A 23,346-nucleotide genomic window follows, 5' to 3' on the forward strand; every position below is an offset into this window, starting at 1 on the left:
AAATTATTTCCGGGAGGAATCGCTTTTGTTTATCGCACTTGGATTATCTTTATTCCTGTCTTTTTACTTGTCAGGAAGTGAAACAGCACTTACAGCAGTAAACAGGAGAAAGGTCCAGTTTCGAGCAGATCAGGGAGACAGGCATGCGATTAAGCTGCAGAAACTGATTTCGAAACCGGACCGTATGATTACAGCAATACTTATCGGGAATAATACTGCGAATATTCTAATGCCAACTTTAGTTACAATGATAGCAATCGACAAGGGGCTAAGCGTCGGAATCTGGACCGGAATTCTAACGGTTATTATCATTGTCTTCGGCGAAGTATTGCCAAAAACGATTGCAGCGACATTTTCCGAGCGAGTCGCTTATATGGTTACACCGTCAATTACACTGCTTGTGAAGTTACTAACACCTTTGACGGCTTTACTTGGTCTTTTCACAAATATATTCATCCGCATCATCTCGAAAGGGGCTGTAACGAAAGCTACGCTCACAAAAGATGACCTCCGTTCGATGGTTGACATTGCTTCTATAGAAGGAACGTTTGAGATGGACGAATCGAATCGGTTGAAGGAAGTACTCGACTTTGCGGAAAAAGATGTGTCCGACGTCCTTGAAACTCATCGTATGGATATCATCGGATTACCGATTGAAGCGACTTATGAAGAAGTTCGCGACACAATTTTGGAGCATTCTTACACGCGTTATCCTGTCTACGAAGAAAGTATGGATACGATTTTAGGTGTATTTTATTCAAAAATGTTAATCAAATGGTCGATTGATCCTGAACAGACTCTTGGTGATTTAATTGACCGCAATACGTTTTACGTAGTGCAGTCTGCTAGCGTTGAAAAAGTATTCAAAATGATGCTGTCGAAAAAGAAACATATGGCAATCGTTCTGGATGAATACGGTGGAACGCTAGGTATGATAACGCATGAAGATATTATCGAAGAAATGATTGGCCAGGACATTGAAGATGAGACAGATGATGATGAAGAAGAACTTGTCTATGAAAAGACTGATACTAGGTTAATCTGTCATGGCAGGCTTGAAATCGTGGATGCGATGGAGTTACTCGATATTGAATTGCCAATGGATCATGAGACGCTTGGAGGATTTGTACTGCAAGAGCTTGGTCACGTTCCAGAAGAAGGCGAACGCTTTACATACGATCATCTGCGTTTTGAAATCGAGGAGATGGAACGCAACCGGATTATCCGTATGACAATTACAATCAGTGAAGGTAAAAACTGATTAACATGCACATCCCTGTAATCGAGTAAAACGGTTACGGGGATATTTTTTGACTAGTGTCGGGCGTTCGATACATGGTGGTTCACAGGATGCATTCCTTCGAAAGATGCCTTGCGCTTTTCAATGTCTAGCTCCAGGCGCCAGCCGCTTGAGTCATAAGCAACCCAGCTGTGTGGCAAAGAGCGCCACGTCGCTGGGTCGACTTATGCTGCGTTCCTTATAGGCGCCTTCCACTTTTCAAGCTTACACGTTTGTAAGTATACTGAAAGAGAATACGATGGTTTGAAAGGTCCCGATTGCCGATAATAAGAACAACAGGTAGAAGACGGGGGCGTTATGTTATGAACAAAAATCTAAATGGGTTGTATGAAGAATATGGCCGTTACATATATCATTTATGTCTTAAATTAACACGTAATAAAGAGGAAGCAGAAGATCTTATGCAAGATGTATGGGTGAAAGTCGTTCGCTACAACGATCGGATGGATAGTGTCGACCATATGAAAGCATGGCTTACAACAATCTGTATGAACACATTCCGAGATCGTTACCGCAAAGACGTCAGAAGAAGCAAGCATGTGATGAACCAACCGGAAACGCTCGATGTGCCGATTCTTGATCTTGTTCCGAGTGATAGTTTGACACCTGCGGAATTGCTAGAGCAAAATGACATTCAATCAATTGTTCAGCAAAAAATTGGTGAACTTGATGTTATTTACAGAAAAACAATTGAGTATTTCTATGTACATCAATATTCTTTGATTGAGATTGCAGAAGTAATGAAGGTATCAATTGGTACGGTAAAATCACGGCTATTCCGCGCGAAAAAGTATTTGAAAGAACTGATGATTGCAGATACAGCAGTGCACGAATACGTCACTGCATAAGAGCGCAGCCAAAGGAGGCTGTGTTTTTTGTTTGTAAAAAAGTGATAGAGGGAAATTAGATAAATAGATTGATATGTTTGAATGGGGATGGTTGTGTGATGAAAAAGAACAAAAAGAAAGGCTGGAGCAAACGCAAGCGAATTATTGTGATAGTGCTGTCAGTGTATGCTCTTTTTTATATAGGTGTTGTTTTACTGAATACATTTAAAAAACTCCCCGAAGGAATTTCATACGAAGGTGATTTGCACTGGACGGACGAAGTTGATATGTTTACGGACTTGACCTATGCACAAAACAAAGACGGGGACAACATGGTGCATGAGTTGGCGATTTTCGATGAAGTCTACGCGATGATCGACCGGGCCGAGCAATTTATCGTGCTCGATTATTTCCTATTCGATCATTATTACGATGAAGACATAGAATTCCCAGAAATCGCACAAACAATGACAAAGAAACTGGTGGAGAAAAAACAGCAACATCCTGAAATGCCGATTATTTTTATCACAGATCCGTTGAATACAGGATACGGTTCTTATGAAACAGAATGGTTCACAAAGATGGAAGATGCAGGGATTGAAGTTATCTACACTGATTTGGATCCGCTCCGCGATTCAATTCCAATCTATTCTGGTTTATACAGGACGATATTCCGCTGGTTGGATATTGAGAAAACGAGCTGGATTGCAAACGCTATGTCAAGCAAGGCACCTAAAATGACGCTGGCTTCTTACATTACGTTACTGAATGTTAAGGCGAACCACCGTAAAACTGTTGTAACGGATAAAGAAGCACTGGTATCATCAGGAAATCCGCATAACGCAAGCGGTTTTCACGGCAATGTGGCATTGAAGGTGAAAGGCAGTGTACTGAACGATATTTTAGAGGCGGAAGAAGCGGTCGTCAACTATACGAATGGTGGAAAATTGCCACGCGTAGAAGTGCCGGAACAAAACGGGGGAAACTATGCCGTCCAATATTTGACGGAGAAGAAAATCTTGGATGGGCTTCTTGGCGATATTGCGAAAGCGCAAAAAGGGGATACAATTCGAATTGGGATGTTCTTCATTGCAAAACGTGATCTTGTCAATGCACTTATCGATGCTGCGAACCGCGGTGTCGATGTGAAAATGATTTTAGACCCGAATGAAAACTCCTTCGGTAAAGAAAAGTCTGGATTGCCGAACAGGCCAGTTGTACAGGAGATGCTGGAAGAAACGGATGGGGAAATTGATGTTCGCTGGTACAATACGGTTATTGGTCAATACCATACAAAACTCGTGGTTGTTCAGACAGCTAAGGAAACCTACATTGCGAATGGCTCTGCTAATTTAACTGAACGCACGCTCGATAATTATAATCTAGAAGCCAATCTGCGGGTCATTGCTCCGAATGACAGCGAGTTAACTAAAGAGATAGATACTTACTTTAGTAGACTATGGAACAATGAGGATGCGCTGTACACGCTTGACGTGGAAGAATTTCAAGATGGATTCACTTTCTTCCAACGAGGTATTTATGGTTTACAGAAATTGTTGAAAATGACGACTTATTGAGGTTGGAAATACTTTTATAGCTATATATGTTGAACAAATGAATACGGCATATGCGCTTTACAAGGGCTTTTGGAAGGCTACTGAAAAAAACTAATAATTGGAATGAAATAGAAATCCTACGAATACCGCTTCGACGCTTTGTGAATGCCTCCCGCGATAAGCCAGAAAGGAGGTCGCTTTCAGTCTTATCGCTCCGGCTACCACGAAGTCGCGTCTTCGCTGGATGGTCTATGTGAGAAAGAGCGTTTCTTTATCTGTGATGAAATCTGCAACCAGGAGTGTGTTTTTCTTGACTATAAGTAGTATCAACTAGTAATCACAGTATAATCTCGGCATATACATCTCAAAATCATATTTCTCTCGAAAATGAACACCCTAGCGCAGGCGCGGCAAAGGGGTCGCCCAAGCCGTAAGACTGGATGCGAAGCGCTAATCCAGGATTACGGTGAGAGGCATCCCCAAAGCGCCAAGTGTTCTACAATCCACACCCCGAATTACAACTCTCTCATTATCGAGTACCACAGCAGATTCAATGGGATTCTTTAATTCAACATTTATAGTTTTTGAGTTGATAAGCTGGTTGCGGAATATTTATGGTTGGTCAGCGAGGAGATATAATCGGTCTGCCAGCAGCTATGGTCGAATGGAAAAATGCATAACAAAAAGGCTATCCTTTGTCCCGGATAGCCTTTTTGTTCATTCAAATTCAGCAAGTTGCTTGTTCAGTTCCGCGAGACTTTCTTCCAACGTTGCAAGACGCAGTTCAGCTTTCTTGACGAAGCTGTCATTACCGGTCGATTCGAGCTTCTCGATATCACCTTGCAAACTGATATAGTCCATTTTGAGTTCCATGATTGCTGTTTCTACTTGACGTTTGTTCATCCGAAAAACACCTCAGCTTTTACCTCAGTGTAGCATATCGGACGTTTTTTTTCCTGCGCCGCCACTAGTATTGCGCTTCGGATACTCGAGGTAATAGCGTATCGCTTCGCATACAGCATCTTTTCCGTCCCCGAGCCCGAGTGCGGTTTGTCGTGCAATCGCTTTTTTGCGTAGCGGTTCGTGCAAGAGGGGTTCCATGATGGCGTTCAACAAACTCGATTGTTTTACTTTTCGACCGAGACCAAGATGAATGAAACCGTGCTGTTCTTTCGGAAAAGCAAGCCCCACTTCGAAATCGTTCTGTGCGAGCACGACGCAAGGGATACCCATTACAGCGACTTCATAAGGCATGTAGCCAGAAGCGCATAAAATTATATCTGCTGCGGCGTAAATTTCGGCGTAGTTATACGGAGGCACCAATACGGTTGTATTCCGCCTTTCGAGTGCCATCATACGGATTGTGCTTGTATCATGGGCATACTGTTCACCGATGAGAACGGTCACTTTGAGTGGGATTTGAAGTTGCATAATATGACGCAACGCCCGGTAGGTCAAGTTTCCTTCATCCTCTTCGCCAAATGAAATCACTAAATGGGGAAGAGGTCCCAGTTGGGCTTTGCGAAGTCCAATGTGCTTAACTGAAGCCATTTGTTCGTCAGCAATGAAACTCTCTCGTCCAAGTACGTAATGATCTGGCGCACTATCATTCGATTCGACATACAATGTCTGGAATACGAGGTCAGCACATTTACCACCGTCGCCAAAATCATCGAAATGGATGATGGAGGGGACGAGTTCAGTTATTTTTTCAATCTCCTCTTGAATAGTAGAGCCGCTATCGCGGAGAAGTAGATCAGGTTTAATCGACGCGAGTGCCTGTAAAAATAGCGCATTGCTTGGGGTTGAAATTGCTTTAAATCCCTCGGGCACTGGCGGAGAATCCACTCCGCATAAGTATACGATATCTATTTCGTCAGCCAAGGCGTTTGTAATCATGGCTGCTCTGCGTGCGGGGTATGTCCCTTTTCCGTCCGACCTGGAAATATGGATGGCGACTGTTTTCTTTTGTTGTCCGTCTATTGGAATCACCCTTTCTTGCTAGATTGTTCAATTCATCCCTATAACCTTATGTATTGGACGATTAAGATATGTCTATGTAAGTGTATGGGTGATTTTTGTGAGAGGATTCGATTTCATTCGCCCGACATGCATCCAATCGCGTTCTCCCGTATAATCGATGTATGAAGAAGGGGGATTTACCTATGTCTAAATCACTTGTATTAGCTGAAAAGCCATCCGTGGCTCGCGATATCGCGCGGGTACTCGGCTGCAATAAAAAAGGAAATGGATTTCTTGAAGGAACCAATTATATCGTGACGTGGGCGCTGGGCCATCTAGTGACACATGCGGATCCAGAAGGCTATGGCAATGAATTCAAGGAATGGAAACTTGAACATTTACCGATTATTCCTGCACCGTTCAAACTGGTACCCATCCGTCAGACGATGAAACAGTTTAATGCGGTTAAAGCGCAGCTTCTGCGCAATGATGTGAAAGATATTATCATCGCGACGGATGCGGGGCGGGAAGGGGAACTTGTTGCACGCTGGATTCTAGAACAAGCGAAAGTTCGCAAGCCTGTTAAACGGTTGTGGATTTCATCGGTCACCGATAAAGCGATTAAAGATGGTTTCAACAACTTAAAAGACGGCCGCGCTTATGAAAACTTATATCAGGCAGCAGTAGCCCGTGCGGAAGCAGACTGGGTTGTCGGCATTAATGCAACGCGTGCGCTGACCGTTAAATACAATGCCCAACTTTCAACGGGACGTGTTCAAACTCCGACACTTGCTATGATTGCAGAACGTGAGCATCAAATCCGTGATTTTAAGCCGAGATCATTCTACGGTATGCAAGCATTGACGGAAACCGCGAAGTTTACATGGCACGATAAAGCGGGTCAAACGCAGTCGTTCGATAAAGAACAGGTTGAAAAGTTACTCGAGAAAATTGACGGGGTTCATGCTGGAAAAGTGATAGAAGTAAAAACGACGCCGAAGTCACAGCCAGCACCGCATTTATTTGATTTAACAGAGCTCCAGAAAGAAGCGCACCGTCGTTGGTCGTGGTCAGCGAAAGAGACGCTGTCGACATTGCAAAATTTATATGAGCGCCATAAAGCGGTGACGTACCCGCGTACCGATTCGAAGCATCTGACATCAGATATGGAAAGCACGTTGAAAGAGCGCATTAAAGCTGTGGATATTGGTCCATACCGTAAAGCGACTAACTCACTTCTGCGTGCTGGCACTGTTAAACCGCAGAAAGGCGTCATTGATGACAAACGTGTATCAGATCATCATGCCATCATTCCTACCGAGGAAACGCCAATTCTTCAAAACTTATCTGATAAGGAACAGCGTTTATATGATTTAATCGTCAAACGTTTTTTAGCTGTCTTCTTCGGTCCGTTCCGTTATGACCAAGTAACCGCTGAACTCGCAGTTGGCGGGGAGACATTCAAAGCAAAAGGCCGTACTGTTACGGATGAAGGCTGGAAAAAAGTTTATTCGACAGAGGAAGAAGAGCTAGACACGGATACACTTCCACCATTTACAAAAGGTGAAGAAGTGAAAATTCAGGCCATCGTTATGACGAACGGTCAAACAAAACCGCCTGCTCGATTCAATGAAGGAACTTTGCTTGCGGCGATGGAAAATCCTTCGCAGTTCATGCAGGGGGAATCAAAAGAGCTTATCAAAACGATTGGTGAAACAGGCGGACTCGGAACAGTTGCAACACGTGCAGATGTCATTGAGCGGCTATTCAACTCGTTTGTTATGGAGAAAAAAGGTAACGATATTTACACGACATCTAAAGGACGCCAGTTGCTTGAGCTCGTTCCAGAAGATTTGAAATCACCAGCACTAACAGCGGAATGGGAACAAGGTCTAACAAAAATCGCGAATGGCCAGATGAAAAAAGAAGAATTCATGAAAAATATGATTGGCTTTTCGAAGCAAACCGTTACTGAAATTAAAACAGATGATAAAAAATATAAACATGATAATGTAACGGGGAAAGCGTGTCCAGATTGCGGTAAACTACTGTTAGAAGTGAACGGCAAACGTGGAAAAATGCTAGTTTGTCAGGACCGTGAGTGCGGTCATCGTAAAAACGTCTCCATGCTGACGAATGCTAGATGCCCAGTTTGTAAAAAGAAATTGGAGATGCGCGGAGAAGGCGACGGGCGAATTTTCGTTTGTAAATGTGGTCACCGTGAGAAGTTATCGGCATTTGAGAAGCGGAAAGAAAACTCGGGTGGTAAGAAAGCTGATAAACGCGATGTTCAGAAGTACATGAAAAAACAAGGAGCACCGGAAGAGTTGGAGAATACGGCGATGGCAGATGCGCTAAAGAAACTATTCGATAAGTGATTCCTTTATAGCGCTTTCGTAGGGTTTATTCTTCAAAATGAATTGGGTATACTTGAGTTAATAGATTTATGCAAATACGACAGTGTGGAGGTGAAGTAAGATGAATGCCGTTATGACCCAGGCTATAGCAAGCGATCCTATACAACGATATGATGCAAGCAGGCGCAGGAATGCTGAAAGTGCTTATAATCGTAATGTGCAATACAATGGGCAGAATCAGAAAACGGTTGAAAATCTAGAGGCTTTGTTGATAGGTAAGAAAGAACCTGAAATCGATCAATCGAAGAGGCCTGAACCTCGGCAGCTTGGCGCAGGACAAATGAAGCAGATTGCGCTGCCGATTGGAACGACGCTTGAAGAGACGATTGCTAGTTGGAAAGATGTGCGGGCTGAAGCAATATCAGAACCGGAACCGACAACGGCGGATTATAATCTTGCAGCAACTGCATCAGCAAAAATTATGCGGACAGAAGCGCAGATCATATTGCACAACAGGGCTCAATCCGAAATTGACATTACCTCAGCACGTGAAGAAGCCGATACTGCAAAAATGGCATCCAAAGAACTTCCCTCCGATCTCGAGCGCGAAATACTCATTACGCAAAGACGGTACGAAAAGGCGATTTCATCTTATTCTTTTCAAGTTTTAATGAAACAGAAGGGATTTGAAATCGATCGGCCGAGCTTTTATAAAATTGCATGAATGGATACGGAAGGTCGCCTAGTAAATGGCGACCTTTTGTTGTTGGAAAGGTGAGATGAACGAATGGCAAAGCAAGGTAAGCAAGTAAAAACGAATGCAGTGCGGATTTTGGATGGGGAAAATGTAATCTACGAACTAATGGAATATGACGTAAACGATGGTTTGGTGGATGGGATTTCCGTCGCTGAAAAAACAGGACAAGCAGTGGATGTCGTTTATAAGACGCTTGTCACGATTGCAGGACCGCGTGAACTATTCATTTTTTTAGTGCCAGTAGCGGACGAACTTGATTTGAAAAAAGCGGCAAGAGCTGCTGAAGTGAAAAAGCTTGATATGCTACCGTTGAAAGAGCTGACGAAAGAAACGGGCTATGTGCGCGGAGGCTGTTCAGCTGTCGGGATGAAAAAGAAATACCCGACATTCATTGACAAATCAGCCGAAAGTCTCGACTCGATGATTGTTAGTGCGGGTAAACCAGGATTACAAATGAAACTGATTCCCGGAGAGTTGGCTAGGGTGACTGAAGCACTTTTTATCGACATAGTGAAAAGTTGACGGTCTGTATATAGGATAGAAGCCATGTTACAATGAATAGATTACAAGTAAGACATTCACGCAAGCTACGTGAGTGTCTTTTATTATTGCTAGCTACTTACACTATCATTAGGGAGAAGGACTTATATGAGAAAGATATTAATATGGAGATGGACATTCTTTTTGGTGGGTATGATGGTTCTGTCGCTAGGCATTTCAATGACGATAAAAGGTCAAAAACTTGGAATTGCCCCGTGGGATGTATTGCATGTCGGATTGTACAAAAACTTTGGCTTGACGATTGGAACATGGGGGATTATTTCAGGATTCATTATTATCATTTCAACTGCCGCTGTTTTGAAAGAATGGCCGCAGATTGGCACATGGCTGAATATGATTTTAATTGGACTCTTTATCGATTTATTCAACTGGCTGCTACCAGATATCACTTCGATGGGTGCGCAAATACTTATGTTCTCAGTGGGTGTAATTGTTATGGGGTATGGTGTTGGGATCTATATTTCACCAAATATTGGCGCGGGTCCTCGGGATAGTCTTATGCTCGTCTTTGTTAAAAAAACGGGAGCCAGCGTAAAAAAAGTTCGTACTACACTTGAAGTCATTGTCGCACTTATAGGCTGGTTATTCGGAGGGCCAATTGGAATTGGGACAGTGTTAATTGCTTTATTCTTGGGGCAAATTGCTCATTATACATTGCCACAATGCCGCAAGTTCTTGTTGAAAGTTATCGGCGAAGAGGAAGAAGAGGCTTTATCCTAAATCAAAAATAATTATTTTTTTCAAGCATGTGCCTCGAAGCCGTGCTTTTTTTTATTGTCTGAGCATACGTTAATCGTATGTACAGAAAGGATGATCGGTATGTATGGAACGATAACCCAATATATGGGGACAGCCTATACAGGTGCTGGTATCTCCCATAAATATGACAAACTAATTGCATCCGCTTCACAAACGTTTTTTCTAAAATGTCCACCGACAAACGCCATCTCAAACGTGTTGAATGAAGCTACTACGCATTACTTAAAGCGTGGCTATGACGTCGATCGATTCATGGATCCTGTGCAACCCGACAAAACGGATGCAATTTATGTTAAAGGACCGAACTTGCTTATTCTACAAGCGTCACATCCAGTTGCACTCGAACCAGCGGATATCGGCGGTAAGCATAAAGTGATCAGCTTTTACGATGTCTATGATGAAGTCAAGTTGGTTGGGCAAAATGGAATAATTGTGGAGAAATTAGCGGAGTCTGGAATTGCACTCGGCAAAGCATTGCAATCGCTAGCGGAAGCAAAAGATATTCATGACGATTGGGAGAAAGTGAATATCAGAAGGATGATGTGGGAGGTTCATGAAAACAAAATAGCATCATTAAAAGAAGAATTATTTGGAACAATCAAGCTGAATAAGGAAGCGGCTGTCTCGCACAGGCTAATCGGTTCATTGACATCAGGAGGGGCGCAAGATTTCATCCCATCCATTACGAAGCGTTTGGAACGGAGAATTCTTATTAAAGGCCTTCCGGGAACCGGGAAATCGACACTTATGAAAGCGCTAGGCTCCGAAGCGGAAAAGCGTGGATTTGACGTTCAATATGGCTGGTGTGGGCTGGATCCAGCGGGAGTCGATTTAGTTATTTTCCCTGAACTGTCGGTATGTCTTCTTGACGCAACGAATCCACATGTTTACGATGTGGAATATCCCGGGGATGAATTGCTAGACCTCGTGCATATGTGTGAGGAAGATGCAGAGGCGGAAAAGGAAATCAGTGTCATTCATGAAGCCTACACGGAGAAAATGCTTGACGCGGCCGGCTATATGCAGGCCTATGCACAAGCGGAAAATAGCATGAAAGCTACGATGGATACTGCGATTATGCCATCCATTTTTGAAAAGAAATCGAAAATTCTTTCGGAACTAACTTAACAAGTATGCGCTTTATACTACGATTGGGCCGGTCGTATGCTAAAATGGGGGTATCATTTGTTTGAAAGGAAGATTACATTGTCAAAAAAACTCACTGCATTTTTACAGGAGAATCTAAAAGAACTTCGTGATCAAGGACTTTACAACGAAATCGACCCTATTGAGGGACCAAACGGCCCAATCATTAAAATTAAAGGAAAAGACCTTATTAACTTGTCTTCAAATAACTATCTGGGACTTGCAACAGACGAAGATTTGAAAAAATTGGCGATTGCAGCAACTGAAAAATACGGTGTCGGTGCAGGTGCAGTCCGTACAATCAATGGTACGCTCGATATCCACGTTCAGTTGGAAAAGAAGCTTGCTGAATTCAAAGGAACGGAAGCTGCAATTTCTTATCAATCGGGCTTCAACTGTAATATGGCGGCAATTTCCGCTGTCATGACTAAAAAAGACGCGATTCTTTCGGATGAATTAAATCACGCATCTATTATCGACGGCTGCCGCCTTTCCGGTGCGAAAGTAATTCGCGTTAATCACCAAGATATGGACGACCTCCGTGCAAAAGCAAAAGAAGCAACGGAATCCGGCCTGTATGAAAAAGTGATGTACATTACGGATGGCGTGTTCTCGATGGACGGCAATATCGCCAACCTTCCTGAAGTTGTGAAAATCGCGAAGGAATTCGACTTGATCACTTATGTCGATGACGCGCACGGTTCAGGCGTTACTGGTAAAGGAAAAGGGACCGTCAAACATTTCGGTCTTGAAAAAGAGATTGACCTCCAAATGGGTACCCTATCGAAAGCAATCGGTGTTGTCGGCGGCTATGTTGCAGGAACGCAGGAATTGATTGACTGGCTGAAAGTTCGTTCACGTCCATTCTTATTCTCGACGGCACTTCCTGCAGGGGATGTCGCTGCGATTATGGGCGCATTGGACAAGATATCGGAATCCACAGAGCTACATGATAAACTGTGGGAAAACGGTAATTACTTAAAAGCGGGACTTAAGAAATTAGGTTTCAATATCGGTGCTTCTGAAACACCAATCACACCATGCATCATCGGCGAAGAGAAGCTGACACAACAATTTTCTAAACGTCTTGCGGAAGAAGGCGTATATGCTAAATCAATCGTCTTCCCAACAGTCGCTAAAGGAAAAGGTCGCGTCCGCAACATGCCAACTGCAGCGCATACCAAAGAAATGATCGACGAAGCACTCGTCATTTACGAAAAAGTTGGTAAAGAACTGAATGTAATTTCATAATAAATGAGGAATCCCGGATGGCTTGTATGCTATCCGGGATTTTTTGGGGGTTAGAAGGATCGCTGTGGAGTCATGGCAAAGGGCATTGAATTCATGGAGTAGTCGGATGAGTTCATGGCGCTGTCGCAAAGTCATGGCAAAGGGCATTGAATTCATGGAGTAGTCGGATGAGTTCATGGCGCTGTTGCAAAGTCATGGCAAAGGGCATTGAATTCATGGAGTAATCGGTTGAGTTCATGGCGCTGTCGCAAAGTCATGGCAAACAACGTTAAAGTTATGGAGCAGTCGGGTAAGTTCATGGCAAACTGCAAAAACGATTCGCTGTTAATGAAAAAAGTGTAATATCAACGAACAAGCGCATACTTATACAAACAAATAAGCCCTTAACTAGGGGCTTTTTTCATTTGTTAAATTTAAAATCGACTCCTTATATAGAGTGGCATACTAATCACGTCGTCGTGGACCTCAAGTTTAACGTTAATTATACCGGGAATCTCGGTGGGGATTCATCAAGGTTAAAAACAACGTTGTCTTTTCCGGGAGAACGTTTTATAATGGATTAAAGCTGTAGAATCAATAAAAATATAAAAATATAATATAGGTGTACTCTCCATAAATACAAATGTTTGAAAGTGAGGAATAAGTAATAATGAAAAAAATCATGGTTACGGGTGCTTTAGGTCAAATCGGTTCAGAATTAATTACAAAGTTACGTTCAGAATATGGCACAGAGAATGTCTTGGCAACAGATATACGTCGCACGGATGCAGCAACAGGTGGCCCATTTGAAATACTTGACGTGACAGATGCGAACAATATGCATGCGCTTGCAAAGGATTTCGGTGCAGATACGATGATGCACATGGCTGCATTATTATCTGCTAAAGCGGAAGATGAGCCATTATTTGCATGGAATCTCAATATGGGCGGTCTTATGAACGCACTTGAAGTATCACGCGAACTGGAAATGCAGTTTTTCACGCCAAGTTCAATCGGTGCATTCGGTCCTTCAACACCGAAAAAAGATACACCGCAAGACACATTGCAACGACCGACGACAATGTACGGTGTCAATAAAGTTGCAGGTGAATTACTATGCGATTACTATTTCCACAAATTCGGAATGGATACGCGCGGCGTTCGGTTCCCTGGGCTCATCTCGTATGTAGCGCAACCGGGCGGCGGAACGACGGATTACGCGGTCGATATTTACTACAAAGCACTTGAAGAAGGGAAATACACTTCTTATATTGCAGAAGGAACGCGCATGGATATGATGTATATGCCGGATGCGTTACAGGCGATTGTTGATTTAATGGAAGCAGATCCAACGAAACTGATTCACCGCAATGCATTTAATGTAACAGCGATGAGTTTTGAACCGTCTGAAATTGCGGCTTCTATAAAAAAACAGATTCCTACTTTTGAAATGGCATACGATGTAGATCCAGTACGCCAGGCGATTGCTGATAGCTGGCCAGATTCGATTGATCCAACAGCTGCTATAAATGAATGGGGCTTCAAAGCGAACTATGATTTGGATAAAATGACAGTGGACATGTTATCGAAACTGAAAATTAAATTGAATGTGTAAAATAAAAGCCGCGGGAAATTTTCCGCGGCTTTTATTTTGGAATGAAAGATGGCACTTCCTTATCGAACCGATCATATCCTATGCCAATCGGCCAAATCCCATGTTAATCGATCATATCCCACGTCGACCGATCATAAGCTACGCCACCCGATCATAACCCACGCGAACCGATCATAAGCTACGCGACCCGATCATATCCCATGCTAACCGATCATATCCCACGTCGCCCGATCATAACCCATGCTAACCGATCATAAGCTACGCGCCCCGATCATATCCCACGTCGCCCGATCATATCCCACGCGAACCGATCATAAGCTACGCTACCCGATCATATCCCACGTCGCCCGATCATAAGCAACGCGAACCGATCATATCTCACGTCGCCCGATCATAAGCTACGCGACCCGATCATATCCCATGCTACCCAATCATACCCTACGCCACCCGATCACATCCCACGTAGAACCAATCATAACCACCCACAAAAAAAGACCTTGCACTAATCTGCAAGGTCTTCATGTTTCATTAAAATAAAAGATGTGCCACTCCTGCGATAATCGGTAATGAGATGATTGTGCGCAAAAGGAAAATGGCAACAAGTTCGAAAAAGTTTACCGGAATTTTTGAGCCTAGCAGAAGTCCCCCAACTTCCGCCATGAAAATGAGTTGTGTTACTGAAACAGTGGCAACAACAAACAATGTCAACTCAGATGTAATCAGACCATTCGCAAGAATTACAGGCAGGAACATGTCCGTGAATCCGACGACCATAAGTTGCGCCGCATCTGCCGCCTCAGGGATACCTAGGATGGACAGAATCGGTTCGAACGGTTTCCCTAAAATCGTGAAGACACTTGTATACTCTGCAAGAATTAATGCAATTGTTCCGAAAGCCATAACGACTGGAATAACACCAATCCACATATCGAGGACGTTTTTTAGGCCCTCAGAAAAAGTTTTAACCATAGAACGACTGTTATTCGCTTTTGTTAATGCGTTTTCAAGTCCGTGTGAAAAAGCACTGTATCCTTCTGGTAGTTTTTCTTCATCGCCAGTAAATGGTCTACCGTCTATGTATTCTTCTTTCTTTTTTGAAAGAGGATAAATCCGTGGCATAATAAATGCAAGGATCAGACCAGTTAAAACGACCGTACCATAAAATGGTAAGAAGTAAGCGCCAAGTCCAACTTCTTCAATGATAACGATAGAAAATGTAATCGATACAACAGAGAAAGTCGTTCCAATAATGGCTGCTTCTTTCTTCGTATAAAAACCTTCTTCATATTGTTTACTTGTTAGCAAAACACCAATTGTTCCATCCCCAATCCATGATGTCAGTGCATCGATGGAAGAACGACCCGGTATTTTGAAAAGAGGGCGCATAACTTTTACCATCATTGTTCCAAAAAACTCAAGTAAACCGAAATTTAGAAGAAGTGGTAAGAGAATTCCTGCGAATAAAAAGATTGTAAACAGGAATGTAACGAGACCGGTTTCACTTAGCAGAAGTCCCCCCGTATTTTCATTCCAAATAGCTTCTGGGCCAACTTGAAGCAAGGTAAGTACCGCTAAAGTAGCACCTATAATTCGGACGATTGTCCAAAAGAGCGATACTTTGAATAAATTTGTTATAAAGGATGGCTTGGCCTTGTCCCCTCGGATAGCCAAAAATACAACCGAACCAAGTGCCGCAATAATTAAAGTAATTGTAGCAACCCATGGCATAACCGGAGCAATCGCCCCTGATAGTAAATCAGCAAATATGGCAATTGGTATTTTCCATTCCCCGGAATACTTCATCGGTATCATGAACAAAAGAATACCGAGAATTGATGGAACTAGAAAATAGAACCATGTGGATAAAGCAAATTTTTTCATTTTATATTCCCCTTTTTGTAACAGTATAACATGTATATGGTGAATAATTATACATATTATATTGTTTTATATCTTAATGAATAAAGTATATACTATTATAACTTTTCAGTCTATTGCTTTCGAAAAACCTTGTAGCTATCATATAGTAACGAATTGTATTCTAGGGTATAAATAGTTTGATTAGTTAATAAAAATACATAAAAAAAGAGACTATAAAATCAAGTTGATTTCGTAGTCTCTTTCAATATAAATATTCCTGAAGAGAAGCATTTATAATCCTCTTATTCGAAGTCTTTATCCCACTGATAGGTATAAAAACGCTCAAAGTTAAGCCATTTAAGTGCATCTGGGTCCTGCGCTTTCCATTTTATCTCCATATCTTTCATCATCCAAACGGTTTGGGATGCATGAGCTTTGAGTGTTGCGATTTTTTTATCTGCATTTGCTGAAATATCGTGAATGACATCGGGCTCGCCGAGGACTTCAACGGTATTATTCGCAAAGGCGAGTGTATGAAGTGTAGGACGTTCTGTTTCCGGCATTCTTCGGACTGCACGCACAACTGCACGCGCAGTAGCGTCGTGATCGGGATGAACGGCAAGTCCGGGATAGAATGTGATGACGAGTGAAGGTTTCGTTTCTTCGATTAAATCTGCAATTAGTTTAACCATTTTTTCATCATCTTCGAATTCGATTGTTTTATCACGGAATCCCATCATCCGTAAATCATCGAGTCCCATTGCTTCACACGCTTTTTTCAATTCTTCTTTGCGAATTTGAGGCAATGTTTCGCGATTTGCAAATGGTGGATTGCCAAGGTTACGTCCCATTTCACCTAGTGTTAAGCAAGCGTACGTAACAGGTACGCCGATATCTCTGTAAGAAGAAATGGTACCGGATACACCGAATGCTTCATCGTCTGGGTGGGGGAATACGACAAGTACATGACGTTCTTTTTTAATCATTAAAAAATTGCCTCCTTAATTAATATGTGAATGGTGTTTCGCTGATTTCAAGTGCGACTGCAAGTTTTCCTTCTGAATCGAGTCCCGCCATAAGCAAACGCCCGTGTTCGTCGAGTTTATAATGAGTGATGCCTTGCGCATAAATCCAGCCAGATGGCAGTTTTAATCCGATGCGGTGAGGCGAATCGCCAGCCACTTTACCGAGTTCGAATTTGATAACGATATTGCGAATGAATGCTCCAGCGTTGAAAACACTTTCATTGAAGTGGGTAGCATATGAGCCGTTCGTTGTTTCAAGATGGATGTACACATCTTTATTAACAAAAGAAGTTATGAGTTCCTGTAAATGATCTGGTTTTACTAATTCCATGAATAGCCCTCCTTAAAACTGTAAACGTTCTTCTCTTTAGTATATAGAAAGGGGCTGTTGAATGCGATTCATGGGTCTTGACGTGAAGAGCGTTCGACGAATCGAGGAGTTTCCGACGAAATTGAAGAAGTGTCCAACCATTCACGGGAAGAGTCCAACAAACCGTAAAGCTTCCAACGAAGTTCGTGAAGTGTCTAACCAACTCCTCGAGGTGTCCAACAGATTTGTAGAAGTGTCCAACCATTCTCGTAAAGAGTCCAACAAACCGTAAAGCTTGCAACGAAGTTCGTGAAGTGTCAAACAAACTCCTCAAAGTGTCCAACAGATTTATAGAAGTGTTCAACCATTCACGGGAAGTGTCCAACAAACCGTAAAGCTTCCAACGAAGTTCGTGAAGTGTCAAACAAACTCCTCGAGGTGTCCAACAGATTTGTAGAAGAGTCCAACAAACCGTGAAGTTTCCAACGAAATTCGTGAAGTGTCAAACAAACTCCTCGAGGTGTCCAATAGATTTATAGAAGTGTCCAACCATCTACAGAAAGCGTCCAACAAACAGAACAAAAAAAGGCCAAGAGACAACAGCTCTTGGTCTTTTAATTGAAATAACGTTATTAAATTTCAGTTGTTGTGATTTCAGGTGCGCCGAAACGGTTTTTCGCTCCGTGCATAACAGGTCCGACGTATTCGTTCAGTTTCCAGCCGTTTGCAATGGCTGCTGTGACGAATTTTTTCGCCTCAAATACAGATTCTTTTACATCTAGGCCATTTGCTAAGTTGGCTGTGATTGCTGCGGCAAACGTACAGCCTGCGCCGTGATTGTAAGTTGTCGCTGTTTTTTCCGCTTCAAGAAGAGTGAACGTTTGGCCGTCAAAGAACAGATCCACGGCTTTATCGTGGTCAAGCTGTTTGCCGCCTTTGATGACAACATTGCGAGCGCCTAGTGAATGGATTTTTTCTGCAACTGCTTTCATATCTTCAATCGTTGTCGGGGTTTTTGTGCCAGCAAGTTGTCCTGCTTCGAACAAGTTCGGTGTTACAATTTCTGCTTTTGGAAGAAGGAACTCAACCATTGCGTCTACTGTTCCAGGATTCAACACTTCGTCTTCACCCTTACAAACCATAACTGGGTCGATGACTACATGACTGAGGCCTGATTCTGAAATCGCGTTTCCTGCAATTTTGATAATTTCTTCTGTGCTAAGCATGCCAGTTTTAATGGCATCGATTCCTGTTGAAAGTGCAGTTTTGATTTGCGATTTCAAAACATCGACTGGCAATGAGTAAACGCCGTGTGACCAATTATTGTCTGGATCCATTGTCACGATGACCGTAATTGCTGTCATTCCATATGTACCGTGCTCTTGGAATGTTTTTAAGTCCGCAGCAATCCCTGCGCCGCCTGATGTATCGGATCCTGCGATTGTTAAAGTCTTTTTAAGCGTCATAATTGGTCTGTCTCCTTTTTTGGATAAATTCTAACTTAATCTTATCAAAAAAATCGGAAATTACAATTGTCCGATGTTATCAGCTTTCATCATTTTGAAAACGGAGTATGTGAGCAGTGCCGCAATACTACAAATCACAGCAGCACCGATAAAGTTTTTGCTTATCATAAGCCCGATTGCAAGAGCTAAAATGACGATAATTCCACACCCTATAAAGATAAGGAAAACGATAAGTCCAGCGTTTTTAGAACGTTCCGGCACGCAGTTACCATGTTTCGCGGCTTCAGAAACTTTTTTCATTTTGTCGCGTAATTGCATATCAGCCATGTCGCATCCCTCCCATACAATCGTACCATGTCTTTCTAGTTGTTTGAAAGGGAACTTTCCTATAATGTTAACGTATAAGATAGTGTCGGAAAAAGAGGAAAAGAGGGATGAAGTGGCGGATGACAAGAAAATCGAACAGCTAATGAAAGAATTAAAAGCTTCCAAAGAACAAACAGCAGTGACGATAGAAGAAGTAGAAGACCGTCCGCACGGATTTTGGCGTGTCGGGAAAGTGTTTTTTTCGGTATGGAAAAAGTCGTTCATCGCAATTGCCCTTCTAATTTTACTGTTGATTGTCGCTTTGCCGTTTGCAACATTCTTCATTTTAAAACAAGGGAGCACATTTACAGAACAAAAAGGCGCATTCCTTGAACAAATCCAAGACTTGAACGAACTCGCAACTGCTGAAGCTTATACCAAGGTTATCATTGAACGACAAGATAATACATTGTTTGGACAAAGCATCGGACTCAATTTACCAGGAACGAAACGGCAGTTGTTGGTTGTTATTCCAGGATCAGTGAAAGCTGGTGTCGACATGTCCGGCCTTACGGAAAAAGATGTCGTTGTCGATGAAAAGAAAAAAACAGCAAAACTTACTTTGCCGCCTGCTAGCTTTTTAGGAGGAGCAGAAATTTATTTTGATAAAGTTGAAGTGTATTCCTACGAAGGAGTCTTCCGAGAAAAAGCGAATATTGAAGAGGCCTATGAACTAGCGGCTGAAGCAAAAGTGCTTATATTGGAAGAAGCCACAGGACAAGGTGTCTTGCTAACGGCGCAGCAGAATGCCGAGAAAACACTAAAAGAAATGTTTTCATTTGCAGGCTACGATGTGACGATTGAATTCAAGGAGCAGTGATGGGTTGTGCATAAGGAACTTTTCGGTAACGATTGGGATGAAGTCTTGAATGATGAATTCGAGAAACCCTACTATAGTAAGTTGCGTGAATTCCTGAAGAAGGAATACGAGGAAGAAATGATTCATCCACAGATGGATGATTTGTGGACTGCATTTAAATTGACTCCTTTTAATGAGGTAAAGGTCGTTATATTAGGACAAGATCCGTATCATGGACCTGGGCAAGCACATGGATTAAGCTTTTCCGTGAAGCCCGGCGTCAAAATACCGCCTAGTCTTCGCAATATGTTCAAGGAACTCGCAACTGATATCGATTGTCCGTTGCCAGAGGGCGGGACATTGACGGGGTGGGCGCAACAAGGCGTACTCATGTTAAATACGGTACTTACTGTAAGGGATGGACAAGCGCATTCACATCGCAAACAAGGGTGGGAGACGTTTACGGATGAAGTAATCCGGCGTTTGTCGGAGCGAGAAAATCCAATCGTCTTCGTCTTATGGGGCCGTCCTGCGCAAGAAAAGAAGAAACTCATTGATGTATCGCGACACGCAATCATCGAATCGGTTCATCCAAGCCCGTTAAGCGCGAGTCGCGGTTTCATCGGTAGCCGTCCGTATTCGAAGACCAATCAGTTGCTTGAATCGTGGAATGAGACGCCGATTGACTGGTGCCGAATAGGCGGCGTGCTGTAAGTAGAACGGTGATAGTGCTAAAGTTGAGAGAGAAAAGAGGTGGAGCATTGTGGCAGTGAATTGTTTTCAATGCCAACATTTCTTCATAACATGGGATCAGCGAAATCCACGTGGCTGCAAAGCATATGGTTTTAAAACGCGAGAAATGCCATCGGTCGTCGTGAGGAGATCGTCTGGCATGGACTGTTTGCAATTTGAACAGAAGAAAGGGGACACTAAACAGTGATACCATACGACCGGATTATCTCTGAAATGGAGCGGCAACTAAGTGTTGCGAGGCGCGCCAATGATGAAAGTACGATGCGGGAAGCGTTTTCCGCCGTCAGATCACTTTGCGAAGTTGCACTCGGTGGGCAAAGTAAGCGTGAAGAGAAAATTGTTCCTAAAATGCTTACAACCACTAGCGCTGTGCAGTCAATCACATCGTTGGAAGGTAAACTGCTTGAAGAAGAGGATGCAAACGGCGGCTCGCTATTTGATTTTTGATAGACGATTCGAAATGCTGATATATTGAAATCATAATAAGAAAGTAGGAGCTTATATGCCATTTTTCATTATTGCAGGGGCTGTTAACGCAGCCATCGCCGTCGCCTTTGGTGCATTCGGCGCTCACGCTTTAAAAGAGAAACTATCCGAACATTATTTAGCAATTTGGGAAACCGCTGTACAGTATCAAATGTTTCACGCACTCGCTTTGCTTGCAATCGGAATTCTTATGAGTCCATCGCTTTTTGGACCAGTCACACAGCTAAGCTGGGCAGGTTATTTGATCCTCGCGGGTATCATCATTTTCTCTGGTAGTCTGTATGTACTGAGCCTCACGGGAATCGGCATACTCGGTGCTATCACACCAATCGGTGGCGTTGCATTCATCGCAGGCTGGATCATGCTGATTGTTGCAGCTATTAAATTTTCAAACTAAAAAAATCTTCCGCGAGGCCCTATACGAGGCTCGCGGAAGATTTTTTAAATTCAGGGCTGTTGTGGAAAATACTTCACTTCATTATCAAATTCAGCATAATCAAAATAAATCATAGGAAATAGAAAACGATGTCCTGTTGTCGAATCACTTAAGATAACATGGTCACGTCCAGCAGCCTCTACGGTACCACGTACGGTTTTCGTATTTTTACCAGAGTCCAGTGCATGTTCGAATGAAAAATGGAAAGTTCCAGGTTCGCCTCTGTTTAATCGTAAAATATTTTCGATGTATGACTGTTCACGTCCGGGTGGTCCGGGTGGCCTACCTCCAGCTGGAAGCGTTACTTGCGGCGGTGTGACATGCTGATTTTGATAGGGCGGATTCCAATAGTATTGGACCATTTCTTCATCCTTTCTTCTTTTGAGTTACAGGTTAGGGCAGTCTTGAACCGTTGGGGAAAAGAAACAGTGTGACTTGAATCTACCTGTGTTCCATTGGTTATACCACTGTGCCGGGCAATCTCCTGTTGGCATGAAAAACCATAATGATCGTTCTCCCGGAGTGAAACGTTCGCCGTTGACAACGCGCCTTGCTAGATTTCGATCCAGTTCGCGAGCACGCTGATAAAAATACGGTTTCGTCGTAGCCTCGAAGCCTCCTGGACTTTGGAAAACCATATCTTGCAAACTTCGTATATCATTGAAATCGAGACATCCGGAACGTACGCGATTCACTCCGACATTACCGACTAAAAGCATGCCTAATTGGCCATCGCCTTCTGCTTCAGCGCGCATTAACCGTGCAAGTAGATCCAGTTCAGCATCCGTGTACTTTATTACTGCCACGGCACAACCCCCTTGGGGAATCATATGCGCAGCTGGAATGAAACATGCCTACCAAATACAAAAAAGCCTAACTGCAAAGTCACAGTCAGGCGATATAATTTACGATTTAGATGTTGAAAAATGCTGCTTTTTTGTCGCCTTCTAAAATCGTACCCACAAAGAATGAGCCGAATTCAGCGTAGCGTGCGCTTACTTCGTCAAAACGCATTTCATAAATCAACTTTTTGAACTGAAGAACGTCGTCCGCGAACAGTGTAACGCCCCATTCGTAGTCGTCGAAACCGACAGAACCGGAAATGATTTGTTTCACTTTTCCAGCGTAGCTGCGGCCAATCAAACCGTGTGCGCGCATCAATTCTTTGCGTTTATCCATATCGAGCATGTACCAGTTGACATCGCCATCGCGCTTCTTGTCCATCGGGTAGAAGCAGATGTATTGGCTACGTTGAAGTTCTGGGTACAGACGTCCGCGTACATATGGGTTTTGATAAGGATCATCAGTGGACTCGCCTGCAAGGTAGTTCGATAGTTCAACGACTGACAGGTATGAATACGCTGGAATCGTGAAATCAGCGATTGCGAGTTTATTGAATTCCGTTTCAAGCTCCTGCAGTTCGTCCATTGTCGGACGCAAAGTCATAAGCATGAAATCAGCTTTTTGGCCAATTACTGTATAGAAAGCATGTGCTCCTGTTTTATCGTCATCTGTTTTTTGAAGTTTTTCAAGGTAAACAAGAAATTCCTCTACTGCTGCTTGGCGTTCTTCTTTTGAAACTAATTTCCAAGATGCCCAGTCCATCGAGCGTAAATCATGTAAAACGTACCAACCATCAAGTGTTTTTGCTGCTTCGATCATATGAAATCAAACTCCTTCATTATGAATTAACTTCTTAAATGAGTGTAGCATAGAAGGCTGTAAAACGTCCTTTGCTAGCGCTGTTGTCACGAATTTGACATGAAGTGAAACGC

The 23,346-nt window shown here is 42.9% G+C and carries 25 protein-coding genes; 15 read left to right on the forward strand and 10 right to left on the reverse strand.

Features of this window, described 5'->3' with window-relative positions:
- Window positions 1–25 precede the first annotated feature (25 nt).
- From MKZ26_RS16910 to MKZ26_RS16920, 3 genes are all read left to right on the forward strand, one after another.
- Window positions 26–1,261: a hemolysin family protein gene (locus MKZ26_RS16910; RefSeq protein WP_340766885.1), complete on the forward strand. Its 1,236-nt coding sequence runs from the start codon at window positions 26–28 to the stop codon at window positions 1,259–1,261.
- A gap of 341 nt (window positions 1,262–1,602) precedes the next feature.
- Window positions 1,603–2,148: an RNA polymerase sigma factor gene (locus MKZ26_RS16915; RefSeq protein ID WP_067213306.1), complete on the forward strand. Its 546-nt coding sequence runs from the start codon at window positions 1,603–1,605 to the stop codon at window positions 2,146–2,148.
- A gap of 98 nt (window positions 2,149–2,246) precedes the next feature.
- Complete coding sequence (locus tag MKZ26_RS16920; protein ID WP_340766886.1) at window positions 2,247–3,704, forward strand: phospholipase D family protein; 1,458 nt, start codon at window positions 2,247–2,249, stop codon at window positions 3,702–3,704.
- A gap of 696 nt (window positions 3,705–4,400) precedes the next feature.
- On the opposite strand, the gene MKZ26_RS16925 is transcribed toward MKZ26_RS16920, so the two are convergent.
- Complete coding sequence (locus MKZ26_RS16925; protein ID WP_067213302.1) at window positions 4,401–4,586, reverse strand: SE1832 family protein; 186 nt, start codon at window positions 4,584–4,586, stop codon at window positions 4,401–4,403.
- 24 nt (window positions 4,587–4,610) lie between these two features.
- Window positions 4,611–5,675, reverse strand: a complete 1,065-nt coding sequence (locus MKZ26_RS16930) for a PseG/SpsG family protein (RefSeq protein ID WP_067213300.1) — start codon at window positions 5,673–5,675, stop codon at window positions 4,611–4,613.
- Window positions 5,676–5,848: 173 nt separating this feature from the next.
- Between MKZ26_RS16930 and MKZ26_RS16935 the strand changes: the two genes are divergently transcribed.
- The 7 genes from MKZ26_RS16935 (at window position 5,849) to MKZ26_RS16965 (ending at window position 14,070) form a co-directional block, all read left to right on the forward strand.
- Window positions 5,849–8,023, forward strand: a complete 2,175-nt coding sequence (locus tag MKZ26_RS16935) for a DNA topoisomerase III (protein ID WP_340766887.1) — start codon at window positions 5,849–5,851, stop codon at window positions 8,021–8,023.
- Window positions 8,024–8,123: 100 nt separating this feature from the next.
- Window positions 8,124–8,726 (forward strand): hypothetical protein, encoded by a 603-nt coding sequence (locus MKZ26_RS16940; RefSeq protein ID WP_067213296.1) that lies wholly within the window; start codon window positions 8,124–8,126, stop codon window positions 8,724–8,726.
- Window positions 8,727–8,789: 63 nt separating this feature from the next.
- Window positions 8,790–9,281, forward strand: coding sequence for a Cys-tRNA(Pro) deacylase (gene ybaK / locus MKZ26_RS16945; RefSeq protein WP_067213293.1), 492 nt, complete (start codon window positions 8,790–8,792; stop codon window positions 9,279–9,281).
- Window positions 9,282–9,407: 126 nt separating this feature from the next.
- A complete protein-coding gene (locus tag MKZ26_RS16950) occupies window positions 9,408–10,040 on the forward strand; it encodes a YczE/YyaS/YitT family protein (RefSeq protein ID WP_340766888.1) in 633 nt (210 codons plus the stop codon).
- A 99-nt stretch (window positions 10,041–10,139) separates the two neighbouring features.
- Window positions 10,140–11,207: a hypothetical protein gene (locus MKZ26_RS16955; RefSeq protein ID WP_340766889.1), complete on the forward strand. Its 1,068-nt coding sequence runs from the start codon at window positions 10,140–10,142 to the stop codon at window positions 11,205–11,207.
- Window positions 11,208–11,243: 36 nt separating this feature from the next.
- Complete coding sequence (locus MKZ26_RS16960; RefSeq protein WP_156476113.1) at window positions 11,244–12,476, forward strand: glycine C-acetyltransferase; 1,233 nt, start codon at window positions 11,244–11,246, stop codon at window positions 12,474–12,476.
- 649 nt (window positions 12,477–13,125) lie between these two features.
- Window positions 13,126–14,070 (forward strand): L-threonine 3-dehydrogenase, encoded by a 945-nt coding sequence (locus MKZ26_RS16965; RefSeq protein WP_340766890.1) that lies wholly within the window; start codon window positions 13,126–13,128, stop codon window positions 14,068–14,070.
- A 528-nt stretch (window positions 14,071–14,598) separates the two neighbouring features.
- Here MKZ26_RS16965 and MKZ26_RS16970 read toward each other — a convergent pair.
- From MKZ26_RS16970 to MKZ26_RS16990, 5 genes are all read right to left on the reverse strand, one after another.
- Window positions 14,599–15,951: a YjiH family protein gene (locus MKZ26_RS16970; RefSeq protein WP_340766891.1), complete on the reverse strand. Its 1,353-nt coding sequence runs from the start codon at window positions 15,949–15,951 to the stop codon at window positions 14,599–14,601.
- A 281-nt stretch (window positions 15,952–16,232) separates the two neighbouring features.
- Window positions 16,233–16,916 carry a bacillithiol biosynthesis deacetylase BshB2 gene (gene bshB2 / locus MKZ26_RS16975; RefSeq protein ID WP_340766892.1) on the reverse strand — a complete coding sequence of 228 codons (684 nt, stop codon included), beginning with the start codon at window positions 16,914–16,916 and terminating at the stop codon, window positions 16,233–16,235.
- Between the two features lie 19 nt (window positions 16,917–16,935).
- Window positions 16,936–17,286, reverse strand: coding sequence for a YojF family protein (locus MKZ26_RS16980; RefSeq protein ID WP_340766893.1), 351 nt, complete (start codon window positions 17,284–17,286; stop codon window positions 16,936–16,938).
- A gap of 611 nt (window positions 17,287–17,897) precedes the next feature.
- A complete protein-coding gene (gene thiD / locus MKZ26_RS16985) occupies window positions 17,898–18,731 on the reverse strand; it encodes a bifunctional hydroxymethylpyrimidine kinase/phosphomethylpyrimidine kinase (protein WP_340766894.1) in 834 nt (277 codons plus the stop codon).
- Window positions 18,732–18,791: 60 nt separating this feature from the next.
- Window positions 18,792–19,058 (reverse strand): hypothetical protein, encoded by a 267-nt coding sequence (locus tag MKZ26_RS16990; protein WP_340766895.1) that lies wholly within the window; start codon window positions 19,056–19,058, stop codon window positions 18,792–18,794.
- Window positions 19,059–19,122: 64 nt separating this feature from the next.
- Here MKZ26_RS16990 and MKZ26_RS16995 point away from each other — a divergent pair, with 64 nt between their 5' ends.
- From MKZ26_RS16995 to MKZ26_RS17015, 5 genes are read left to right on the forward strand one after another with little or no spacing between them, the layout of a single operon-like run.
- Window positions 19,123–19,917, forward strand: coding sequence for a DUF4230 domain-containing protein (locus MKZ26_RS16995; RefSeq protein WP_340766896.1), 795 nt, complete (start codon window positions 19,123–19,125; stop codon window positions 19,915–19,917).
- Window positions 19,918–19,923: 6 nt separating this feature from the next.
- Window positions 19,924–20,610 (forward strand): uracil-DNA glycosylase, encoded by a 687-nt coding sequence (locus MKZ26_RS17000; protein WP_340766897.1) that lies wholly within the window; start codon window positions 19,924–19,926, stop codon window positions 20,608–20,610.
- Between the two features lie 49 nt (window positions 20,611–20,659).
- Window positions 20,660–20,836, forward strand: coding sequence for a uracil-DNA glycosylase (locus tag MKZ26_RS17005; protein WP_067213269.1), 177 nt, complete (start codon window positions 20,660–20,662; stop codon window positions 20,834–20,836).
- Window positions 20,833–21,096 carry a YwdI family protein gene (locus MKZ26_RS17010; RefSeq protein WP_187045953.1) on the forward strand — a complete coding sequence of 88 codons (264 nt, stop codon included), beginning with the start codon at window positions 20,833–20,835 and terminating at the stop codon, window positions 21,094–21,096. The genes MKZ26_RS17005 and MKZ26_RS17010 overlap by 4 nt, the downstream gene beginning before the upstream one ends.
- 55 nt (window positions 21,097–21,151) lie before the next feature.
- Window positions 21,152–21,532 carry a DUF423 domain-containing protein gene (locus MKZ26_RS17015; protein ID WP_067213264.1) on the forward strand — a complete coding sequence of 127 codons (381 nt, stop codon included), beginning with the start codon at window positions 21,152–21,154 and terminating at the stop codon, window positions 21,530–21,532.
- 50 nt (window positions 21,533–21,582) lie between these two features.
- Here MKZ26_RS17015 and gerQ read toward each other — a convergent pair whose 3' ends face one another.
- The 3 genes from gerQ to hemQ form a co-directional block, all read right to left on the reverse strand.
- Window positions 21,583–21,933: a spore coat protein GerQ gene (gene gerQ / locus MKZ26_RS17020; RefSeq protein WP_067213261.1), complete on the reverse strand. Its 351-nt coding sequence runs from the start codon at window positions 21,931–21,933 to the stop codon at window positions 21,583–21,585.
- 24 nt (window positions 21,934–21,957) lie between these two features.
- Window positions 21,958–22,377, reverse strand: a complete 420-nt coding sequence (locus tag MKZ26_RS17025) for a cell wall hydrolase (protein ID WP_067213257.1) — start codon at window positions 22,375–22,377, stop codon at window positions 21,958–21,960.
- Window positions 22,378–22,483: 106 nt separating this feature from the next.
- Entirely contained in the window at window positions 22,484–23,233 is a 750-nt protein-coding gene (hemQ, locus tag MKZ26_RS17030; protein ID WP_067213253.1) for a hydrogen peroxide-dependent heme synthase, read from the reverse strand.
- Window positions 23,234–23,346 lie beyond the last annotated feature (113 nt).

This window comes from Sporosarcina sp. FSL K6-6792, from assembly GCF_038004885.1.
In the GTDB taxonomy this organism is placed as follows: Bacteria; Bacillota; Bacilli; order Bacillales_A; family Planococcaceae; genus Sporosarcina; species Sporosarcina psychrophila.